This window comes from Streptomyces sp. NPDC058051 (assembly GCF_042885475.1).
Taxonomy (GTDB): domain Bacteria; phylum Actinomycetota; class Actinomycetes; order Streptomycetales; family Streptomycetaceae; genus Streptomyces.
In genome coordinates this window covers 104,326-122,758 of the sequence record NZ_JBHVRW010000022.1, presented here as the reverse complement: position 1 = coordinate 122,758, position 18,433 = coordinate 104,326, and the positions used below count along the sequence as shown (strand labels likewise).

Annotated in this window: 11 protein-coding genes; 5 read left to right on the top strand and 6 right to left on the bottom strand. The window is 72.8% G+C overall.

The features are described 5' to 3' along the window. Window positions 1–15: 15 nt before the first annotated feature. From ACFVUT_RS28605 to ACFVUT_RS28595, 3 genes are read left to right on the top strand one after another with little or no spacing between them, the layout of a single operon-like run. The gene (locus ACFVUT_RS28605; protein WP_389653165.1) at window positions 16–2,685 is read left to right on the top strand and encodes a hypothetical protein; all 2,670 of its coding nucleotides are present in this window, start codon (window positions 16–18) and stop codon (window positions 2,683–2,685) included. After that, window positions 2,673–3,767 (top strand): hypothetical protein, encoded by a 1,095-nt coding sequence (locus ACFVUT_RS28600; protein ID WP_389653168.1) that lies wholly within the window; start codon window positions 2,673–2,675, stop codon window positions 3,765–3,767. The genes ACFVUT_RS28605 and ACFVUT_RS28600 overlap by 13 nt, the downstream gene beginning before the upstream one ends. Then, window positions 3,764–6,310, top strand: a complete 2,547-nt coding sequence (locus ACFVUT_RS28595; protein WP_389653171.1) for a hypothetical protein — start codon at window positions 3,764–3,766, stop codon at window positions 6,308–6,310. Before ACFVUT_RS28600 ends, ACFVUT_RS28595 begins: the two co-directional genes overlap by 4 nt. A 166-nt stretch (window positions 6,311–6,476) precedes the next feature. On the opposite strand, the gene ACFVUT_RS28590 is transcribed toward ACFVUT_RS28595, so the two are convergent. Together ACFVUT_RS28590 and ACFVUT_RS28585 are read right to left on the bottom strand one after the other, a co-directional pair. Beyond that, window positions 6,477–7,271, bottom strand: coding sequence for a hypothetical protein (locus ACFVUT_RS28590; protein ID WP_389653174.1), 795 nt, complete (start codon window positions 7,269–7,271; stop codon window positions 6,477–6,479). A 5-nt stretch (window positions 7,272–7,276) separates the two neighbouring features. Continuing rightward, window positions 7,277–7,669, bottom strand: a complete 393-nt coding sequence (locus ACFVUT_RS28585; RefSeq protein WP_389653177.1) for a hypothetical protein — start codon at window positions 7,667–7,669, stop codon at window positions 7,277–7,279. A gap of 98 nt (window positions 7,670–7,767) precedes the next feature. Between ACFVUT_RS28585 and ACFVUT_RS28580 the strand changes: the two genes are divergently transcribed. After that, entirely contained in the window at window positions 7,768–12,228 is a 4,461-nt protein-coding gene (locus tag ACFVUT_RS28580) for a CHAT domain-containing protein (RefSeq protein ID WP_389653180.1), read from the top strand. A 124-nt stretch (window positions 12,229–12,352) separates the two neighbouring features. Here ACFVUT_RS28580 and ACFVUT_RS28575 read toward each other — a convergent pair whose 3' ends face one another. Then, window positions 12,353–12,706, bottom strand: coding sequence for a DUF6204 family protein (locus ACFVUT_RS28575; protein ID WP_389653184.1), 354 nt, complete (start codon window positions 12,704–12,706; stop codon window positions 12,353–12,355). 252 nt (window positions 12,707–12,958) lie between these two features. Between ACFVUT_RS28575 and ACFVUT_RS28570 the strand changes: the two genes are divergently transcribed. Continuing rightward, complete coding sequence (locus tag ACFVUT_RS28570; protein WP_389653186.1) at window positions 12,959–14,929, top strand: DUF5107 domain-containing protein; 1,971 nt, start codon at window positions 12,959–12,961, stop codon at window positions 14,927–14,929. A gap of 57 nt (window positions 14,930–14,986) precedes the next feature. Here the strand turns inward: ACFVUT_RS28570 and ACFVUT_RS28565 are convergent, their stop codons facing one another. From ACFVUT_RS28565 to ACFVUT_RS28555, 3 genes are all read right to left on the bottom strand, one after another. Next, complete coding sequence (locus tag ACFVUT_RS28565; protein WP_389653189.1) at window positions 14,987–15,340, bottom strand: VOC family protein; 354 nt, start codon at window positions 15,338–15,340, stop codon at window positions 14,987–14,989. A gap of 24 nt (window positions 15,341–15,364) precedes the next feature. Beyond that, the gene (locus tag ACFVUT_RS28560) at window positions 15,365–16,174 is read right to left on the bottom strand and encodes a class I SAM-dependent methyltransferase (protein ID WP_389653193.1); all 810 of its coding nucleotides are present in this window, start codon (window positions 16,172–16,174) and stop codon (window positions 15,365–15,367) included. A gap of 380 nt (window positions 16,175–16,554) precedes the next feature. Continuing rightward, entirely contained in the window at window positions 16,555–18,063 is a 1,509-nt protein-coding gene (locus ACFVUT_RS28555) for a bifunctional phosphatase PAP2/diacylglycerol kinase family protein (RefSeq protein ID WP_389653198.1), read from the bottom strand. Window positions 18,064–18,433 lie beyond the last annotated feature (370 nt).

Sequence of the window (18,433 nt, the reverse complement as noted above, 5' to 3'; positions counted from 1 at the left end):
GGGCGCGGACGGATCATGGCATTCGACGAACCGAGCTACCGGCGCGAGGTGCTCGACGCGGGCCTGCCGGTCCGGGAGGACCTGCGGTTCCGCTATCAGCTCCCGCAGCGCCTCTCCGCCCCGGCGGTCATCGAGACGGTGCAGGCGGTACGGGCGTGCTGGCGGCGCCAGCGCACCCGGCTCACGTACCGGGCGGTGATCGAGGAGCTGGAAGCGGGCCATCTGGTCCACCAGGCGTTGTTCGACGCGGCACAGGGCGGTGATCTGGCTCCCCTGCACGCGGCCCTCGCCGAGCAGGACCGGCGGTCGGCCGCCGCGAAGGGGGAGCTGGCCGCGACCCTCACCGAGGCCGCGGAGGGACTCGGGCTGATCACCGACGAGACGCGGCGACAGGCCGGTGTCGTCCACGGGGCGGACGCGGCGCGGGTGGACACCGCCCTGGCAACCCTGTCCATAGTCGTCGCCGCCCCCGACCCGCTTCCCCGCGAGCTGCCGCATCCCGCCTACGCCCGCTGTACACGGCACCTTGCCGTGCTGCGGCTGCGTCATCTCGCCGACTTCCTCAACGCGAACGGACCCGGAGAGCGCCGGACCGAACCGGTGCGGCCCTTCACCGGCCCCGGCCCCACGGCAAGCGAGCTGGAGGCAGCTGCCCGGCGCTGGGGCCGCCTGCCGCACAGTGCCGCCCACACGGCGGCACAGGCCGTCGTCGCCGCCGCGCGCAAGGTTCTCGGCGACGCAGGTCCCGAGGGCCTGCAAGCAGTCCTGCTCCACGAGCTGGCCGAGCTGCTGCGGGCGCGACGTGCGGCCCGTGTGGGGGCGCGCAGCCTGCTCGGGTACGCCACCGGTGAGCTGTCGATGGCGCCGCCGGACGCCCGCCGGCTGGTCTTCGCCGTCCTGCACGAGCAAGCCGCCGATCCGGTCACCACGCGGCTGCGGTCGCTCGTCGCCGACGGGTTGCTCTCTGAGGCTGCGACGGTCCTGGACCGGCTCCCTGCGGAGGCCCTGCCGCAGGAGGCGGTGGCGCTGGCCGCACAGGTGCGCGCCACACTGGCCGAGGCATGGCAGCTGAGCACCCACGCCTCCATTCGCTCGACCGACGCGCCCGACCTTGCCTGGACCCTGCTGGACCAGGCCGAGGCCATGGTCAGAGACCTGCATCGGATCGACGAAGTACGGCGCTCGCTCCCCGTGCTGCCGGTCCCCCGGGTGTCGGCGACGGCGGACCCCGAGGGTGTGCTGGTCGCCTGGAATCCCACCCCGTCGACCGCAGGTGAGCCGACGTACGTGGTGGTGCGCCGGGTGGGACGCGCACCGCGCTCTGCGACGGACGGGGCGGTGCTGGCACCACCCACGGAGGGCGGGTGCCGCCTGTTGGACACCGACGCCCCGGTGAACGTGCCCGTCCACTACGGCGTCGCAGTCCGGCGCGCGGTCGAGACGGACGGTCCGCTGTCGGAGCTCGCCGTCTGCGGCCCGCTGCGGTACCGGCCAGAGGTCCGGGAAGCCGTACTGGAGGCGGAGGACGGTGTGGTGACTGCCCGCTGGCAGCTACCGGCCGAAGCGGAGTCCGTGCGTGTGGCCCAGCGGCCCGGCATCGGGCGGGACCGGCCGGTGGCCGCCCGCCGCAACGGTTTCACCGATCGGGAACTGCCCAACGACGTCGCGCACCGCTACCTGGTCCAGACGCTCTACCGCGAGGACGACGGCACCGTGTCGGCCTCCGAGGGCAGGTGGCTGACGGCGACCCCGTTCAGCCCGCCCGTGCCGGTCACCAACCTCAAAATCATTCCCGTGCCCGAGGAGCGTGCGCTGTTCGAGGCCCGGTTCGACCCACCACAGGGTGAGGTCCGGCTCTACGCCTTCGACGGCCCTCCGCCGTGGCCCGTGGGGCGGCGCCTGCGCCCCCCGGAGCTCGATGCCCAGGGCGTCAGGCTCAGCGCCCGTCCGTTCAGCGGCGGTCTGCGCTTCCGGCCGCCGCAGCACAGCAGCGTGGTGCTGGCGGCCACGGTCGCGGGCGACCGGGCCGTGGCCGGTGCCCGCGAGCTGGTGGTGGCGATCCCGGAGCTGAGCGACGTGGCGGCGGTCAGGGGACCGGGGGAGGCCGTGGTCACCTTCGGCTGGCCGCCGGACGGACCGAGCGAGGTGGAGCTGACGTGGATCACCGCCGACGGCACATCGCGCCGACGCGCCGTCACCCGCCTCGGCTACCTGCACCGGGGCGGGGCCCGGCTCCCGGTCTCCGACGGCGCAGCCGTCGAGATCGAAGTGCGTCCCGTCGGCAGGATGCAGGGCCTACGCGCGGTGGGCGCACCGGTGCGGCTGGAACTGCCCGCGCGATTGGAGATCGGTTACACGCTCACCCGCCGAGGGCTGCCGGGACGGTCGTCGGTGCGGGCGGTCTTCACATCCGCGGCCCTCGTACGCGTGCCGGGGCTGCTGTTGGTCGGCTCGCAGGGCCCTTCCTGGCCGCTCGCCGCGGGCGACGGCGAGACGCTCGCCGAACTCGACGCCGTGGAAGTGGGCCCCGGACGCCCGGTCGTACTCACGGCCCGGCTGCCTCGGGGGCATACCCCCTGGCTGCGCTGCTTCGCCGTCGGCGAGGAGGCCGTCCTCGTCGATCCCCCCACGAGGCGACTACGGATCGGGGCCGGACGGGCGGAGCGCAGCAGATGGCATTCCTGAACCGCGGCGCGGACACCTGGGCGTGCCCGTCGTGCCTGCGGCGGATCACTCGCGCCGACATCGGCTTCCGGTGCGTCCGCGGGGGCTGCGGCGGCGACCTCCGCCGGTCCGCCGCCGATCCGCTCCTGTCGGCCGCCCTCTGCGGCACCTGCGGCCGTACGACCTCACGCCCGCACTGCGGGCGGTGCGACGAGCGGCTGCCGGAGGGCTACTTGCGGGACCGCAGCCGGGTGGTCGTCCTGGCCGGCCCGGCGGGCAGCGGACGCAGTACCTTCACCGCCGTCGCGCTGCACGAGCTGCGGCACCGCCTCGGCGAGGAGCTGGGCGTGGCGCTGATGCCCCGCGACGACCGAACGGCCACCGATGTCCACCGGCGGTACGAGCAGCCCCTCTACGAGGACGCGCGCCTGCTTCCCGCAACCCTCCCGCCCGGGGGCCCGCTCGTCCACCGGCTGAGCCGGCGCACCGGTCGGCGCGAGCAGGCCCTGTCGCTCGTGCTGCTGGACACGTCCGGCAGGCAGTTCGCGGGCGGGGAGCCGGCCGAGGGCGAGTTGCGGAGACTGGCCGGGGCGGACGCGATCGTGCTCCTGCTCGACCCTCGGGACCTGACCGGCGCCGTGCCCCGGCCGGGGCGGCGGGCGCTGACAGCAAGCTCCGCTCAGGTGGTGGATCGCGTGCTCGACCGGCTGCGGACGGTCAAAGCCAGGTCCTTGGACCGTGGCCGGATCGGCATTCCGGTCGCCGTCGCGGTGGCGAAACTCGATCTGGTCTCCCCGCAGCTACCGCCCAACTCGCCCTTGCACCGGCGGCGTTCTCCCGGTCCCGGGTTCGATGCCGTCGACCGTTCGGCGGTGGACACGGAGCTGCGGGCGCTGCTGGCGCTGTGGCAGAGCGACGGCATCGACCAGCGGCTGCGTGAGGCCTGCGCGGACCACCAGCTCTTCGCCTTCTCGGCGTTGGGCGCCGCACCGCGTGGCGATGCGGCGCCGCCCGGTGGACCGCGGCCGCACCGGGTCGAGGACCCGCTGCTGTGGCTGCTGCACCGTTTCGGCCTTCTCGATCGCGCGGTACACGGACGGTGAGGAGGCCCGAGCTGCCGAAGCGCGTACGCGAGACAGCAGCGTGGCTGCGTCCGAGGGCCCAGAAGGCGCGTGAGTGGGCCGAGATCGCCCTCGGGGTGCTGATCATTCCTTTCGCCGTCGTCGCAGGCGGCATCACGTTCCTCCTGCTCTCGGCCGTAGGTCTCGCTTTCTACTACGCCTGCGGAGTGCTGCCGCGACTGATCTGGCGTCATCTCCGTGCTGTGCGGCGGCTGTCCGGCGACGGTTCGCCCGGCGCGACGGCCACGGGCACCGAGCCGGTCAGGGCCCCGTATCTGCACCGGGCCGGCCCGCGGGTGTTCCGGGCCCTGTGCCGGGACGTACGGGAGGCGTACGCCCAGGAAGTGGCGAGCGCGCTCACGCGCGACTACGAACTGTTCACAGCGAAGGACCGCCCCCGCAGACGCGTCGAGGCCCTCGGAGATCTGTGTCTCGGCCTCCTCGGATGTGCCTACCGCGGCTGCTGGACCTTGGCGGTCATCCTGGCAACGGCCGTTCTGTTCCTGCCGGCGCTGCTGCTCCGCCTCCTGGTCTGGGCCGTGCTGACGGCCGCATTCCGGCTGTTCTGTGAGCTCTGCCGGGCGGTCGACCGGGCCGGCCGCCGGCTGACGGGCGCCACCACCGTGTGCCCGCACCCCGACTGCGGGCGGGTCGTGGCCCTGCCCATCAGGCTCTGCCCCGGCTGCGGCGCGCAGCACCGGCGGCTCGAACCCGACCGGAACGGCGCCCTGCACCGAATCTGCCGCTGCGGGATCCGGCTGCCCGCGGCCATCGTGTCCGGCGTACGGCGGCTGGACGCCCGGTGCCCGCACTGCTCCCGTGCGATGCTGCGGGGCGACTGCCGAACCCATCTGGTCCTCATCGCGGGGGCGCCCGGCTCCGGGCGCAGTGTCGTCGTCCGCAGCGGGCTCACGCAACTGGCCCGGCGGGTACGGTCGCTGCGCGGTAGCGTCGGCGGTGGGGTGCCGGGTGCCGCCGCGACCGGCCTGTTCGGGCTGCGCGGCGGACGCCGCTCCCTTGTCCTGCTCGATCCGCCGGGGCCTGCCTTCGCCGAACAGGCGGAGCTCGACACCGTGGACGGTCTGCGCCACGCCGACGGCCTGCTGCTGGTGCTCGACGGGCCGGCGCTCACCGCCGTGCGGCGCGCGTCGACCACCGAGGACCGGGAGCGGATCTCCTCGGTGCCGCGGGCCGCGCAGGAACCCGTCGAAACCGCCGAACGCGTGCTGCGCAACGTCGCGTCCCTTCCTGCGGACCACCGCCCGCGGCGGATCGCCGTCGTCATGACGAAGACCGCCGCGCTCCGCCGCACCTCGGCCGGCGCCGGGCTCGCGAACGGCGACGACGCCGTCCGGCAGTGGCTGGTGACCGCGGGGGCCGGAAACCTGGTACGTGTGGTGGGGGAGTCCGGCGTTCCCGTACGCTTTCTGGCCGACGAGGCGGGAGCGGACGGGGATACGGATCTCGGCGGACTGCTGCTGTGGACGGCCGGTATTCCGGCGGCTCCCCGGCGGCGCCGGGTCGTCCCACCGCTGCGCGTGCCGTGGCCGGTTCGCGGGCACCGCCACAGGGCGGCCCGGCCCGGACCCGCACAACACACGCTGCTGCTCTCCCACTTCGTCGGCTTCGTGTCTCTTCCGTTGATGTTCGTGCTGCTGCTGACCGCGGCCCTTCCGGGCACCTCGCTCTTCGGCCTGCCGGGCGCCTTCGACCGGTGGGCCCACCCGCTGCCCGCCTTCACGCACGACCGCGATCTGACGACCTTTCACCAGGGCATTTCATGGCCCGAGTTCAAAGCGAGCTACTCGGCCGACGGCACGTCGCCGGACGGACCGCGGATGGGGATCCACGGCTTCTGGTCGACAGCAGGCAGCCCCAGTGCGGGCGTTCGAGGGGCGTCGGACTGGCTGGAGGTCGACTTCGGCGTACCGGTCCCGATCTCACGGGTCGAGCTGGTGCTCACCGGCTGGGCCCTCGGCGGGCCGCCCACCGACAGGCTGCAGATCCGGACGCCGAACGGTGCGGGCGGGTGGGTGGCGCGGACCGTCGAGCACGATGTCACCAGTATCGCCCCGGGTGTGGCCCAGGACGAGATCACCGTGGGGGTGACCGCGACGGCGATCAGGATCGTCGTCCCCGGGGGTGACGAACCCAGGGGAGTGGACGTCGGAACGCTGCGTGTCTGGTCGCCCTCCAACCAGCTGCTCCGGCTGCGCCCCAGCGGGCCCGGCCTGCTGCTCACCAGTACGGTGAACCGGGCGATGGCCGTCGATGTCCGCCCGCCGGTGCTGCCGCCCGGCTGGCGGGCCGCTTCTGCCGGGGCTCCGCCGCGCCGGGTCTCTGCGGGGGCCACCGTTTCCGCCGGCCGGCAGCTGACTGCCGAAGCCGACGCCCAGCCGGGTCCGGTGCGGTATGCGGTGCGCATCACCGAGGACGGGCACACGGCCACGGCCGTCTGCGTGGCGTGGCTGACACCGACGGCCTCAGGGCCACGGACGCAGCCGATCGTCTGCGACAGCGGCTGACCGCTCGCGGCGCACGGCGGAATCGGCCCCCCGGCGCCGGGGCGAAACGAGCGCCGACGGCTGCGCAGTCGCCGTAACAGGACCTGCTCAGGGCCTGTCGGGTGACCTTCAGGACCTGCTCAGGGCCTGTCGGGTGACCTTCGACCAGAGGTCACCCGACAGGCTCTCAGGCGGCGGGAGCGCACAGGACGGCCTCCGTGGTGCTCCCCAGTACGTCGCCCGCGTGCCGCAACCACCGCCAGGCGGCCAGCCACGCCATGGCGCCCGCGACCGCGGCCGGCCACCAGCACATTCCGAGAGCCAGGTAGGCGACGCTCCAGACGATCGCCTCGCATGCGCCGTCGTAGCCGTCGCGTGCTTCGACGACGGCGGCGCGGGCGGTGTCCGGCAGGTCCAGCAACAGGGCGACCCACGACGTCTCGATGTCGAGGCCGCGCACCTCGCGTACCCGGTCCCCTGTGGACCGCAGCCGGTCCCCCGTCCACGTGGGGGTCTTCGGGCTGGACTGCGGGGCCGCCGCCGCGCGCGCCTCCAGCCTGGCGGCGCGCAGCACTTCCCCGCGGCCGCGGCTGCGAAGGGCGTCGTCACGCAGCTCGTCCGGCGACCGCCAGCGCCGCACACGCAGTTCCCGGACTCGCTCGCTCAGGGGCGCGAGCCACCACGGCCACGCACCGGCGGCGAGCACGCTCACGGCCTGCGCCGCCATGGGGACGGCGAACGCGCCCGCGGCCACCGCGATCGCGTAGAGCAGCAGCGCCGTCGTGGTGGTGTGCGCCGAGGTGCCGCCCTCCGCGCCGAGGTACTGCTCCAGCCGACGGGCGGCGAGCTCGGCGTCGTACCAGCGGGACTGGCCGAGCCCGCCGACGAGGAACGCGATCGCGACGAAAAGGGCCGACGGCAGCAGGCGTCTGAGGAACCAGCGGTCCGGTATCCGGCTCTGGAGTGCGAGCAGCAGGCCCATGCCGCTCAGTCCGCCACGAAGCGCATCGCCCGTCCGAGCAGAGCGCATTCCGGGGCGGGCAGCTGCTCCGGGCCGCCCGCGGAGCGCTGCACGCGTGAGCAGGAACTGTTGGGACACACCCAGCCGGTGGTGCGGCGCTGGGCGGCCGGCCACTGCTGGACGCCCATGGGTGTGGTCAGGCCGAGCCCGCCCGGGACACCCGCGTCCTCGACGGCCTCGTGCAGGAGCCGGACGGCCGTGTACCACCTCTCTGTGTACGGTTCACCGGAGGTGATCGTCTCGACCGCCCGTGTCCATTCCGGGCCGCCGAGCTGTTCGTTCAGGGAAGCGAACTGGGCACATAGGTACTCGACCGCGTCCCTGTAGGCCTCACGCCGTTGGCGCTCCAGTTTGCTCACCTGCCACGCTCCCCCGTAAGTGCGCCGCGGCCCCTTGCTCTCGAACCGCCATCAGAATGTCGAGTCTTCTGAAGATCCGTCAGAGTATGATACGCGCCATGTCTGACGGCGAGTTGACACGTCGCGTGGCCGCCCGGCTTGCCGAGGCCGATAAGACACAGGACCTCGAAGCGCTTTTGAGCGAGAGCGCCGAGACCGACGCGCTCGGACTTCTCGCCGAGGCGGCACCCGCACCGGACGTCGAGGTCCGGTTCGGGCCCCTTCTGCTCGTCTGCTGGACGTACTGGTACCGCGCGAGCGCCGGTGACCGGAATCCGGCGGCCGACGAGGAAGCGGTACTCGCCCTCGCCCTGCGCAACGTCCTTCGTCCGCTGCTGCCCGATCCGGACGTACTGCCGGATCTACCCCCGGGAGTAGAGGAGTTGGAGGCCGACGCGCTCGTGCGCCTGTCGGGTTTCGCCTGCGTCATGGGGTCCGCCTGCGGTGCGCTGGCCGTGCGGACGATGGAGCACGGCGACGCAGCCGCGGCCACGGCCCTGTTCGATCAGGCACTCGCCTGGCTGCTCGACGCGTTCTTCGCCATGCCCCCCGACCACGAGGGCTACGGTGACGTCTCAACGGCACTCATCGCCGTACGCATGCAGCGTTTCGAGGCGCTGGCCGAGCCCGATTCGCTCACGGCGGCGGCACGGACCGCGGCCAAGGCATGCGTCCTTGTGCCGGCCGAACACCCCCGCCAGGGCAGCCTGCTGCCGCTGATGCTCGACGTGGTCGTCCAGGCCGCGGTGCTGCTGGGCGAGCCGGCGCCGGACAGGGTCGAGGAACTGCTGAACACCTGCGCCATCACACCGCTGCCCGAAACGGTCGAACGCGTCACGCAGTTGAGGGAACTGTGGCGCGCCGCCCACCATGACCCTGCCGAGTTGCACGCCGGGACCGGCCTGCTGCTCTCCGCGGCAGCCGTCGATGACGGCGAACTGCCCACCCTGGCCTGTGCGGCCGTCCGTGTACGGGCCGCGCTCGCCACGCTGCCGCCGGACCACCCTGCCCGCGGTGCGCTCGCTGCCACACTGCACGACATCCTCGACCGACTGGGGCAGGGCACCGAGGACGCTTCCCGGCCCGCCGCCCAGGTGCCGGAACAGATCGAGGTGGCGGTCCTGCGGTACTTCGGCCTGCAGCGCAGGCAGGACGGTCACCGGGCCGGTGAGATGAACGCACTGCTCGACCGGATCCTGGGTCTGGCGCAGGAACTGGCCCTCGGCCATGGCCTGCCCGGCCTCCCCGCCGACCTGCGGGCGGCCATCGCCTTCGCGGACTGCCTCGTTGAATTGGCGGCGGACGACCCCACGGACCGGCCGCCGGAACGGACCGGCCGATACCGCCGGGCCTTCGACTCGCTCGCACCGGACGACGCGGCACGCCCCGTCTACGGCGTCGTCCTGGCCGCCGCTGCCCGGCGCCAGGCCGAGGCCATGGCGGAGAGCTCCCCGCAGGCGGCCGGGCAGTTGGGTGCGCTGGCCACCGCGGTCACCGGGGAGACGGCCGCCTGCGCACCGGCGGGCTTCGAACCCCTCTCCTGGCTCCGGGCCGGGCATGTGGACGAGGCGGCACTGGGCGCGCTGTGCACACTCACCGAACCGGTGTGGTCCGCCGAGACGGCGCACGCGCTGGACCTCATGGGCTGCGAGGCGCTGCGCGTGCTGGCCGGGTCGCTCGCGGACGCTGCGGCTTCGATGAGGCAGGAGATCGGGGGCGACCTTGCAGGAATCAGGGCCATGGTCAACCTCGTGGGCCAGGACGACGGCGAACAGCCTGCCGTGGACTCGATGGTCCAGAACCTCCGGATCGCCCTCGACCGGCTGGGCTGGGACGAGGACCTGCGCGATGCCGGGGCCGAGCTGCTGAGCGCGACCCTGGGCACGGGCAGCCTGGGCGACGTGGACGCGCAGACCCTCGCTGAGGCGGTCGGACTGTTGCGGCAGGTGTACGAGCAGTCGGAGCGACCCTCTGCCGCGGTGGCCACCCGGCTGCGCGAACTGCTCATGCTGCTGGGCGTGGTGACCGGAGATCCGGACCGCGTCATGGAAGCGGCGGCCGTCCAGGAGGACATGGCGGATTCCGGACGGGACAGTGAGCCGGCGAGCGTCGAGGAATCCTTCCGGGCCACCTACTTCACGGTGCTGGACGGAGTCTCCGCCTATGTCCTCACCCACGACCGGGAGCAGCTGGAGCGTGCCCGGCGGCTGCTACCGAGCCTCGTTGAGCTGGGCGAGCGGGCGGACGCCTGCCAGGAACCCGGTGTGGGCGAGCAACGTATCCACGCCGAGAGCCTGAGGGACCTGATCGGCCTGGTCGGCCCCGGCGGCGGCCCGGCGACCGACACCACGGACGAGGAGGTCGAGGGGTGCCGCCGGACCTTCCTTGCGGCCCCTCCGGGGTGGCGCAGGGGGTTTGCGGGAATGACGCTGGTCAGAGCGCTGCTCCAGCGATCCATGACACTGCGCTCCAGCGGCTCGGACCAGGGCACCCGGCTCATTGACGAGGCCGACACCGTCATCGGGACGATCACGGACGACATGGACGCGAACATGATCGCGCTGATGCGGCTGCTGAGCGCCCTGCACCGCATCGAACCCGGCGACCCGATCGACGTCGGTCATCTCCCATCGGTACCGGAGGCCGGCCGGGAACGCTCCGGGACGCTGTTCGACATGGTGGAGGACATGATGTCCCCCCTGCTGGGCTCTTTCCGTGCCGAGGACCGGCTGGAGCAGCACATCGCCACGCTGCGCAGTCCGCTCCACTCGGTCTGGATACGCGCCCACGCCGGCATCGCGGCCGCGGTGAACTGCACCGACACGAGCAGGTCGGACGTCGATCTCGCCCTGTCGCTGGGAGCGGAGACCGTGAGTCTGCTGGAGCGGGTGACCGACCGGGGCGGTCCGCGGCTCGCCGCCGAACACGGCCTGCTCGGTTTCGACGGCGATGTGCGCGGACTCACCGCGATGATCGCGGTCAACCTCCTGTATCACCGCAATCGATCGCACCTGGAAGCGCTGCGAGGGCGACTCCAGGCGGCGGTGGAGCGCGCCGGTCGCGGCGTCGTGGACGACGGTGAGAGCAGGGGCGACGGCGACGCCCTCACGTCGGGGCCTTTGGCCGTGGACCCCATCTGTGCCGTCCGCGGCCCCCGGATCGAGGCAGCCGTCGCCCTGCACGAACGCGGCCGCGGCCTCCTGCTCGCCCGCCGGCTCGAATCCCGTACAGATCTCGGCGCTCTGGCCGAGGCACATCCCGATCTCGCCTCCCGGTTCACGCAGTTGACCGGGCAGTTGGAGGAGGGCGTCGGCAGCGGTTCCGGCCGGGCCCGGCTGACTGCCCGACGGGCCTCGGAGGAACTGGACCGGCTCATCGAGCGGATCCGGACGGAACCGGAGTTCGAGGACTTCCTCGCACCACTCCCGCCGGATCGCTTGCGCCGGCTCGCGTCCGAGGGGCCGGTCGTCGTCCTGAACCACGCGCTGAACCTGTCGAGCATCGCCTTCGTCGTCACCCCCGAGGGGGCGACCGCGCTTCTTCTCGACGCCACGGCGCAGGAGGTCACCGACGCGGCGCGACAGTTCGGTGAGGCCATCGAGTCGATCTACGCCCGCGGCAGCCGGCGGCCGCCGCCGTCCCAGCTGATCGCGGCCCGGGACACGATCCACCGCCTGCTCGGATGGACCTGGCACGCCGTGGTGGAACCCGTACTCGACCACCTGCGTCGCGACGGGTGCGTGCGACCCGACGCCGCCCCGCCCAGGATCTGGTGGGTGCCGACCGGGCCGTTCACGTCGCTCCCGTTGCACGCGGCCCAGTGCCTGTCCGGGGACTGCGAGAACGGTCGCTGCGGCAGCGCGCTCGACACGGTGGTGTCCTCCTACATCCCAGGGTTCCAGACCCTGGCCCACGCGCGTTCCCGGGCCGCCGGGCGGCAGGGCTCCGGGGCGGAGCATGCGCTGATCGTCTCGGAATCGGACGAGGTGCTGCCGGGCGCCGTGGCTGCCGCACATCTCACGGCGGACGCGCTCGCCCACCCGAACCTGCTCGTCGGGGACGCCGCCACCCGCACGGACGTCCTCACGGCCCTGGAGAGCTCGCAGTGGGTACAGTTCGGCTGCCACGCCCACAGCTCGCCCGACGAACCGTCCGGCAGCTGGATCCAATTGCCGACCGGGGAGGCGCTGTCGGTGGTGGACATCTGCCGGATCCGGCCCGAATCCACCCGCCTCGCCGTGCTCACAGCCTGCGGCACGGCACGTACCTCAACACGGCTCACGGATGAGGCCGTGCATGTCTCCAGTGCGTTTCTGCTGGCCGGATACCCGGAGGTCGTCGGCACTCTGTGGGAGGTGGAGAGCACTCGGATCGGCGCGTTCCTGCGCGCCTTCTACAACCGGGCACCAGCCGACGGGCCGACGGCTGCTCACGCACTCCACCACGCGGTCAGGGAACTGCGAGACCTCGCGCCGGACCGGCCGTACGAGTGGGCCGCGTACATCCATGCGGGAGCCTGAGCTCTGGAGGTCGCCGGTCACCCTGCACGCGGATCTCAGCGGCTCATCAGGAGCCGGTGATCCGTTCCAGGTCGTAGAGGGCCGGCACGTGGTCAGCGTGGACAGGGCGGTGTCCGCCCGGCCGTCACCCCGCCCCCGGCCCCCGCCGCCCCTTGTAGTTGATCTTCATGGTGTCCATGTCCGTTGCCGTGGACCGCAGTTCACCATGGCCGTATCCACGCTCCCGCAGCAGCGTCACGGCCCGGTCCTCGGCGATCGCGGATGCCATCTCCTCGCCGTCCTCGGCGTCCGACACGACCACGAACCGGAAGCTGAAGTGCTTGAGCACACGGTCGTACGTGAGCGAGCCCTCCTCGGTGAACTGCATCGCGCTCAGGCCGTGCTCGTCCACCTCCGCGAGGAGCCGGGCGCGTGCTTCGTCCGTCAGGCCGTCCCAGGTGCCGCGCACGATCACTCGGTAGGTGTGCTGCGTGCTCATCGTGTGTCCCGCTCCGTATTCCGCTCGTGGTTCCGCTCGTGAACCGCAGAGGGCCAAGGGTACGGAGGCGAGGGCGGAACGCATCCGAATTATCGGGGGGCGGCATCCCCGTGCTGTTTCCTGGCGATCTTTCGGCCTTTTGCCGAAGTCTGACGGCAGTGCCCCTGGTCGGGCCGCTGTCCAGCGTGTTCCATGGTCGACGGAGGGGGGCGCCCGGACCTGCGGCGGCCCGTGCGAGGGAGCGAGGTTGCCTTGGCCACGACCGTACGACGTACCGTACTGAATCTGCCGACCGCACCACTGGGCCCGGAGAACCCGCTGCCCGCACTGCGTCCGCTCGACGAGACGCACGTCGTCGACGACCGCGACCGGGCCGGGCTGCCACGTGACATGGCACGCCAGATCGGCTACGCACCACTGGCCACGGTGCTCCCGGTCCGCATCCTCGACGGTTACGGGCGTCGACGCACCCGCACCGCAGTGGACGCGATCGTCATCGAGAACGACCGACTGCGGGCCACCGTCCTGCCCGGACTCGGCGGACGTATCCACTCGCTCCATCACAAGCCGACCGGCCGTGAACTCCTCTACACCAACCCGGTCCTGCAGCCCGCCGACTTCGCACTCAACGGCGCCTGGTTCTCCGGCGGCATCGAATGGAACATCGGCGCCACGGGACACACCACGCTGTCCTGCGCGCCGGTGCACGCCGCACGGGTGGCCGCCCCCGACGGCGGTGAAATGGTCCGCCTCTGGGAGTGGGAGCGGCTGCGCGACCTGCCCTTCCAGGTGGACCTGTGGCTGCCCGAGGACTCCGACTTCCTGCATGTCGGCATACGGATACGCAATCCGCACGAGCACACCGTCCCCGTCTACTGGTGGTCCAACATCGCCGTGCCCGAAGGCGAACGCACCCGCGTCCTCGCCCCGGCCGACGAGGCCTGGCACTTCGGCTACGAGCGGAGTCTGACCCGCGTACCGGTCCCCGAGACCGCTTCGGTCGACCGCACGTACCCGTTGCGCAGCGACTTCCCCGCCGACTACTTCTACGAGGTGCCCGACGGCGCCCGCCGCTGGATCGCCTCCCTCGACGAGGACGGTCACGGACTTGTCCAGACGTCGACCGATCTGCTGCGCGGCCGCAAGCTGTTCCTGTGGGGCAGCGGCCCGGGCGGGCGGCGCTGGCAGGAGTGGCTCACGGAGCCCGGCACCGTCGGCTACGCCGAGATCCAGGCCGGACTCGCCCGTACCCAACTGGAACACATCCCGCTGGAACCCGGCGCCGAGTTCAGCTGGCTGGAGTCGTACGGTCCGCTGAGTGCCGACCCCGGCGCCGTGCACGGCGACGACTGGGGCGCGGCCCGGGCCGAGGCCGAGCGACGCCTCGACGCGGCGCTGCCGCGCGCCGGTGTCGACGCGGCGTACGCGGCCTGGCGCCCGCACGCCGACACCGAACCCGGAGAGTCGCTCGCCACCGGTTCCGGCTGGGGTGCGCTCGAAGTCAGGCGCGGCGCGTACCGGCTTCCCGGCACACCGTTCGCCGAGTCGACCCTCGGCGAACAGCAGGTGCCCTGGCTGGAGCTGCTCGACCAGGGAGCCTTCCCCGAACCGCGCAGGGTTGCCCCGCCCGGACCCTCCCTGGTCTCCCCGCACTGGCGCGACATGCTGGAGACCGCCCCCGCCGAACCCCTCACGGAGTATCACCTCGGAATCGCCCAGTGGCACGCCGGGGACCGCGCCCAGGCGGTCCGCAGCTGGGAGCGCGGACTGACCCTCGCCCCGTCCCGCTGGCCGCTGCTGCGCTGCCTCGCCGTCGCCGCCGGGGAGAGCGGTCAGCGCGACCGGGCCGCCGACCTCTACACCGACGCGTTCGACGACCTGTGCGCGGAACGTCGCGACGACGGAGACATCTGGACGTCCGCCACGGCGGCGCTCGGTCGTGAGGCGATGGAGGCGCTGCTGACGGCGGGACGCCCCGGAGCAGCCCGGACTGTATGGGCCGCATTGGGGCCGGCGGTCCGACAGCGCGGCCGCTTCCGCCTGCTGGAGGCCCGGCTGCTGATCGCCGAAGGCGACCGGGCCGGTGCCCGGGCCGTGTTCGACGAGGGCTTCGAGGTCGCCGATCTCCGCGAGGGCGCGGAGATCCTGGACGAGGTGTGGGCCGAGCTCACCGACGAGCCGCTGCCGGACTCGTACAACTACCGCATGCGTCCACGGACGTGACGGTGGCGGCCGTCCGGCCCGCGCCCCTCTCCGCCGGTGCGGGCCTGGGGCCGCGGGTCAGGCGGCCGTCTTCCGGTCCACGTACTCGAAGACCGAGCCGTCCGGATGCACCGCGATCAGATTGCGGCCCACCGGCGTCGGCACCGGGCCCGCCAGGACCCGGGCGCCGACGCGGGTGAGCGAGGCGTGGGCTTCGTCGACATCCTTCACCGCGATCGTCGCCGTCACCCTGCGCAGGATCTCCAGTTCCGACTCCGGACCGCTCATCAGCAGAAAGCAGCTGATCGCGGCGACCGAGACCCCGCCGCGCTCGAAGCGCAGTGCGGAACTGGCCGTGAGGTCCTCGTAGAAGGCCACCGCGGAATCGAGGTCGTCGACGCAGATGCGCAACGTGGTTCCCAGAATGTCCATGCGGACAAGGGTAGTTGGCGGCTCTCAGGCCCGGCAGAGCACCTCACCGTGCGGGACCATGAACCAGGCGTTGTCCCGTGCGCCCCACTCGCGCCACGCCGCGGCGATCGCGGTCAGCTCCTCGGTGCCCGCGTGACCGCCGTCCACGGCCTGTTCCGCGTACACCGAGCCGACCGTGCGGTCCGCCCACAGGCCGCTCCACCAGGCGCGGCTCTCCGGGGTGGCGAAGCACCAGTTGCCGGCGGTCGGGGTGACGTCGGTGAAGCCGGCCTGCAGCGCCCAGGAGAGCAGTCGGCGTCCGGCGTCCGGCTCGCCGCCGTTGGCGCGGGCGACCCGGTGGTACAGCTCCTGCCAGGCGCCCATGCCCGGCACCTCGGGGTACCAGGCCATCGCCGCGTAGTCGCTGTCCCGGGCCGCGACGATCCCGCCGGGGCGGCAGACGCGCCGCATCTCGCGCAGCGCCTGCACCGGGTCACCCACGTGCTGAAGCACCTGGTGGGCATGGACGACGTCGAAGGAGTCGTCGGGGAAGTCCAGTGCGTGGACATCGGCGATGGTGAACTCGACGTTTTCCAGGCCGCGTTCGCCCGCGACCTCGGCTGCCCGGTCCAGGATCTCCCGCGTGGTGTCGGCGGCGGTCACCCGGCCGGGGGCGACCAGCGCGGCCAGATCCGCGGTGATGGTGCCGGGCCCGCATCCGACATCCAGCACGCTCATGCCCGGGCGGAGTTCGTCGATCAGGTACGCCGCGGAATTGGCGGCGGTGCGCCAGCGGTGCGAGCGCAGCACCGACTCGTGGTGGCCGTGGGTGTAGACGGCGGTCTCCTTCGGCATGGCCGTGGATCCTCTCGCTGATGGGGCCGGACGTGCTGACGGGGGACGAACGGTCGCGGGCGGGCGCCGAACGTGCTGACCGGACCTGCTTCTCGGACCGGACGTGCTGATCAGAGCGCCGCACCGCATGCACCGTTCGGACCGAACGCGCCGATCGGATCGAACCTGCTGGTCGGACCGAACCTGCTGGTCGGACCGAACCTGCTGGTCGTGTTGATCGTGCTGTTCGGTACGGCCACCGTACGCCCGGATGTCGAATAATGAGACCGGCGTCTTGTCATGTGGACGGCATGGATGTGGTCGGTACGCGGAAGGGGTGGTCGACACGCAGTCGGCCACCCCTTGCCTGCCCGTTGTCCTGCGGGCCGCCGGACGTTCCGTCAGCCCGCCATCGGGCAGTACACCGTCAGCGCCTCAGGGATTTTGTCGATAAGCAACTCGCCCTGGCTGTAAGCCACTTCGCCGTCGTACGCATAGGGGGTGCCGGGCTTCAGCCCGGAGATGCGGACCGCGCGGCGCCGCGCCGCCGCATGTACGGGGGAGCGGGTCAGCGGCCCCGCGACGGCGGCCAGGAGCAGCCGCGCGCCCGGGCTGCGCCCGCCGTGCACCACGCGCAGATCCAGCAGGCCGTCCGCGAGATCGTGCCGTCGGCCGGGCGCCGGACCCACCGGCTGGAACAGTCCGTTGCCCGCGAAGAAAAGCCACAGCGGACGCCGCCGCCCCTCCACCTCGGCCTCCAGCGGGCGCTCGCCGCGCAGCGCCTCCCAGGCCGCCACCAGGCCCGCGGGCCAGCTTCCGATCCGGGGTGCCCAGTGCTCACGGGTCCGTACCAGTTCCGGATAGACGCCCAGACTCCAGGCGTTGAGGAAGTGGCCGTCCGGGCCCCCGGGCCCCTCGGGGCCGGGGCGGAAGCGGCCGAGGTCGACCCGTATCGCATCGCCCGATGCCAGCGCGGCACAGGTGTCGTCCACGGTCTCGATGCCGAGGTCGTACGCGAAGTGGTTCAGCGTCCCGCCGGGGAAGACGGCGAGCGGCAGGCCGTGCGCCGCGGCGACGGCCGCGGCCCGGTTGACCGTGCCGTCCCCGCCGCATGTACCCAGCACCCGGCCCCGTTCCGCCGCCTTCTTCAGCTCGGTCGCGAGCTCCTCGGGGGCGCACTCCACCACTTCGGCCCGCGGCAGCGCGCCGTGGATCAGCGAGGCTGTCGCGGTCGCCGTGCCCGATTCGCTGTTGACGACGACCACCAGCCCCTCGCCGTCCGGCAGGGCCGGCGCACTGCCGGGCCGTCGCCCCGGTGCCGGGAGCTGCCCACGGGTCGGTATGACGCCCCGCAGGGCGAACGCCGCCCCCACGCCGAGTGCCGCACCGGTCAGCACGTCACTCGGATAGTGGACGCCGGTGTAGACGCGGGAGGCGGCGACGGACAGGGCGAGCGGTGCGACGGCCGCGCCCCAGCCCTTCGATTCGAGAGCCACCCCCGTGGCGAAGGCCGCAGCCGACGCGGCGTGCCCGGAAGGGAAGGAGGTGGTGAACGGCTGGCGCTTGAGCCGCCGGATCATCGGAACGGTGTCCAGTACCGGGCGCTCCCTGCGGACCGCGCCCTTGCCGATGGTGTTGATGAAGGCAGACGCCACGCCCAGCGACGCGATGCCGCGCAGCGCGGCCCGCCGGGCCCGGGCGCTGCCGCCGAGCGCGGCCAGGCCGGCGGCGGCCCCGACCCACAGCAGCCCGTGATCGGCGCTGCGGCTGAGCCGCGGCAGCACCGGCTCGGCGCCCGGCCAGTTCCGGTGAGCCAGGCCGCGGAAGAGAGCGACGTCGAGGCGTTGCAGCCGACTGTGCGGTTTGGCGGACGAGGGACCGGTGAACGGGGTACGACGTGGTGCGGACATGGGACAGCGCATACCCCTGCCCGGTCACGCCATACCAGCATCGGCCACCGACCGGGGAGCGGAGCGGACCGGTGCCGGGGTCGGCCGGGAAGAACGGAGCCGCGTCGGGCGTCGGCCGGGGAGAGCGCAACGCACCGGGGATCCCGATCTGTCCGGAGCTCCGGCAGGGGTCGGGAGCTCTTCGGGCAGCAGCCCTCCTCACGCCGGAAAATGTACGGCCGGGGGTCCGCGCCGAGCCCTTCGGTGATGTACGCGGCACCCGTCCCGCGTCCGGGCCACTCATTCAGCTCCCCCTCGGCCGCCCGGCTTCCGGCTGGTCGGGCGCCGGGCATTCCCCGTGGACGGCCACGGGGACGGCCTCGTCCTCGGG

Excerpts from the sequence above, each read along its gene's own strand:
- ACFVUT_RS28605 (WP_389653165.1), top strand. The coding sequence starts at position 16 with ATGGCATTCGACGAACCGAGCTACCGGCGCGAGGTGCTCGACGCGGGC.
- ACFVUT_RS28600 (WP_389653168.1), top strand. The coding sequence starts at position 2,673 with ATGGCATTCCTGAACCGCGGCGCGGACACCTGGGCGTGCCCGTCGTGC.
- ACFVUT_RS28590 (WP_389653174.1), bottom strand. The coding sequence starts at position 7,271 with ATGGGCCTGCTGCTCGCACTCCAGAGCCGGATACCGGACCGCTGGTTC.
- ACFVUT_RS28580 (WP_389653180.1), top strand. The coding sequence starts at position 7,768 with ATGTCTGACGGCGAGTTGACACGTCGCGTGGCCGCCCGGCTTGCCGAG.
- ACFVUT_RS28575 (WP_389653184.1), bottom strand. The coding sequence starts at position 12,706 with ATGAGCACGCAGCACACCTACCGAGTGATCGTGCGCGGCACCTGGGAC.
- ACFVUT_RS28565 (WP_389653189.1), bottom strand. The coding sequence starts at position 15,340 with ATGGACATTCTGGGAACCACGTTGCGCATCTGCGTCGACGACCTCGAT.
- ACFVUT_RS28560 (WP_389653193.1), bottom strand. The coding sequence starts at position 16,174 with ATGCCGAAGGAGACCGCCGTCTACACCCACGGCCACCACGAGTCGGTG.
- ACFVUT_RS28555 (WP_389653198.1), bottom strand. The coding sequence starts at position 18,063 with ATGTCCGCACCACGTCGTACCCCGTTCACCGGTCCCTCGTCCGCCAAA.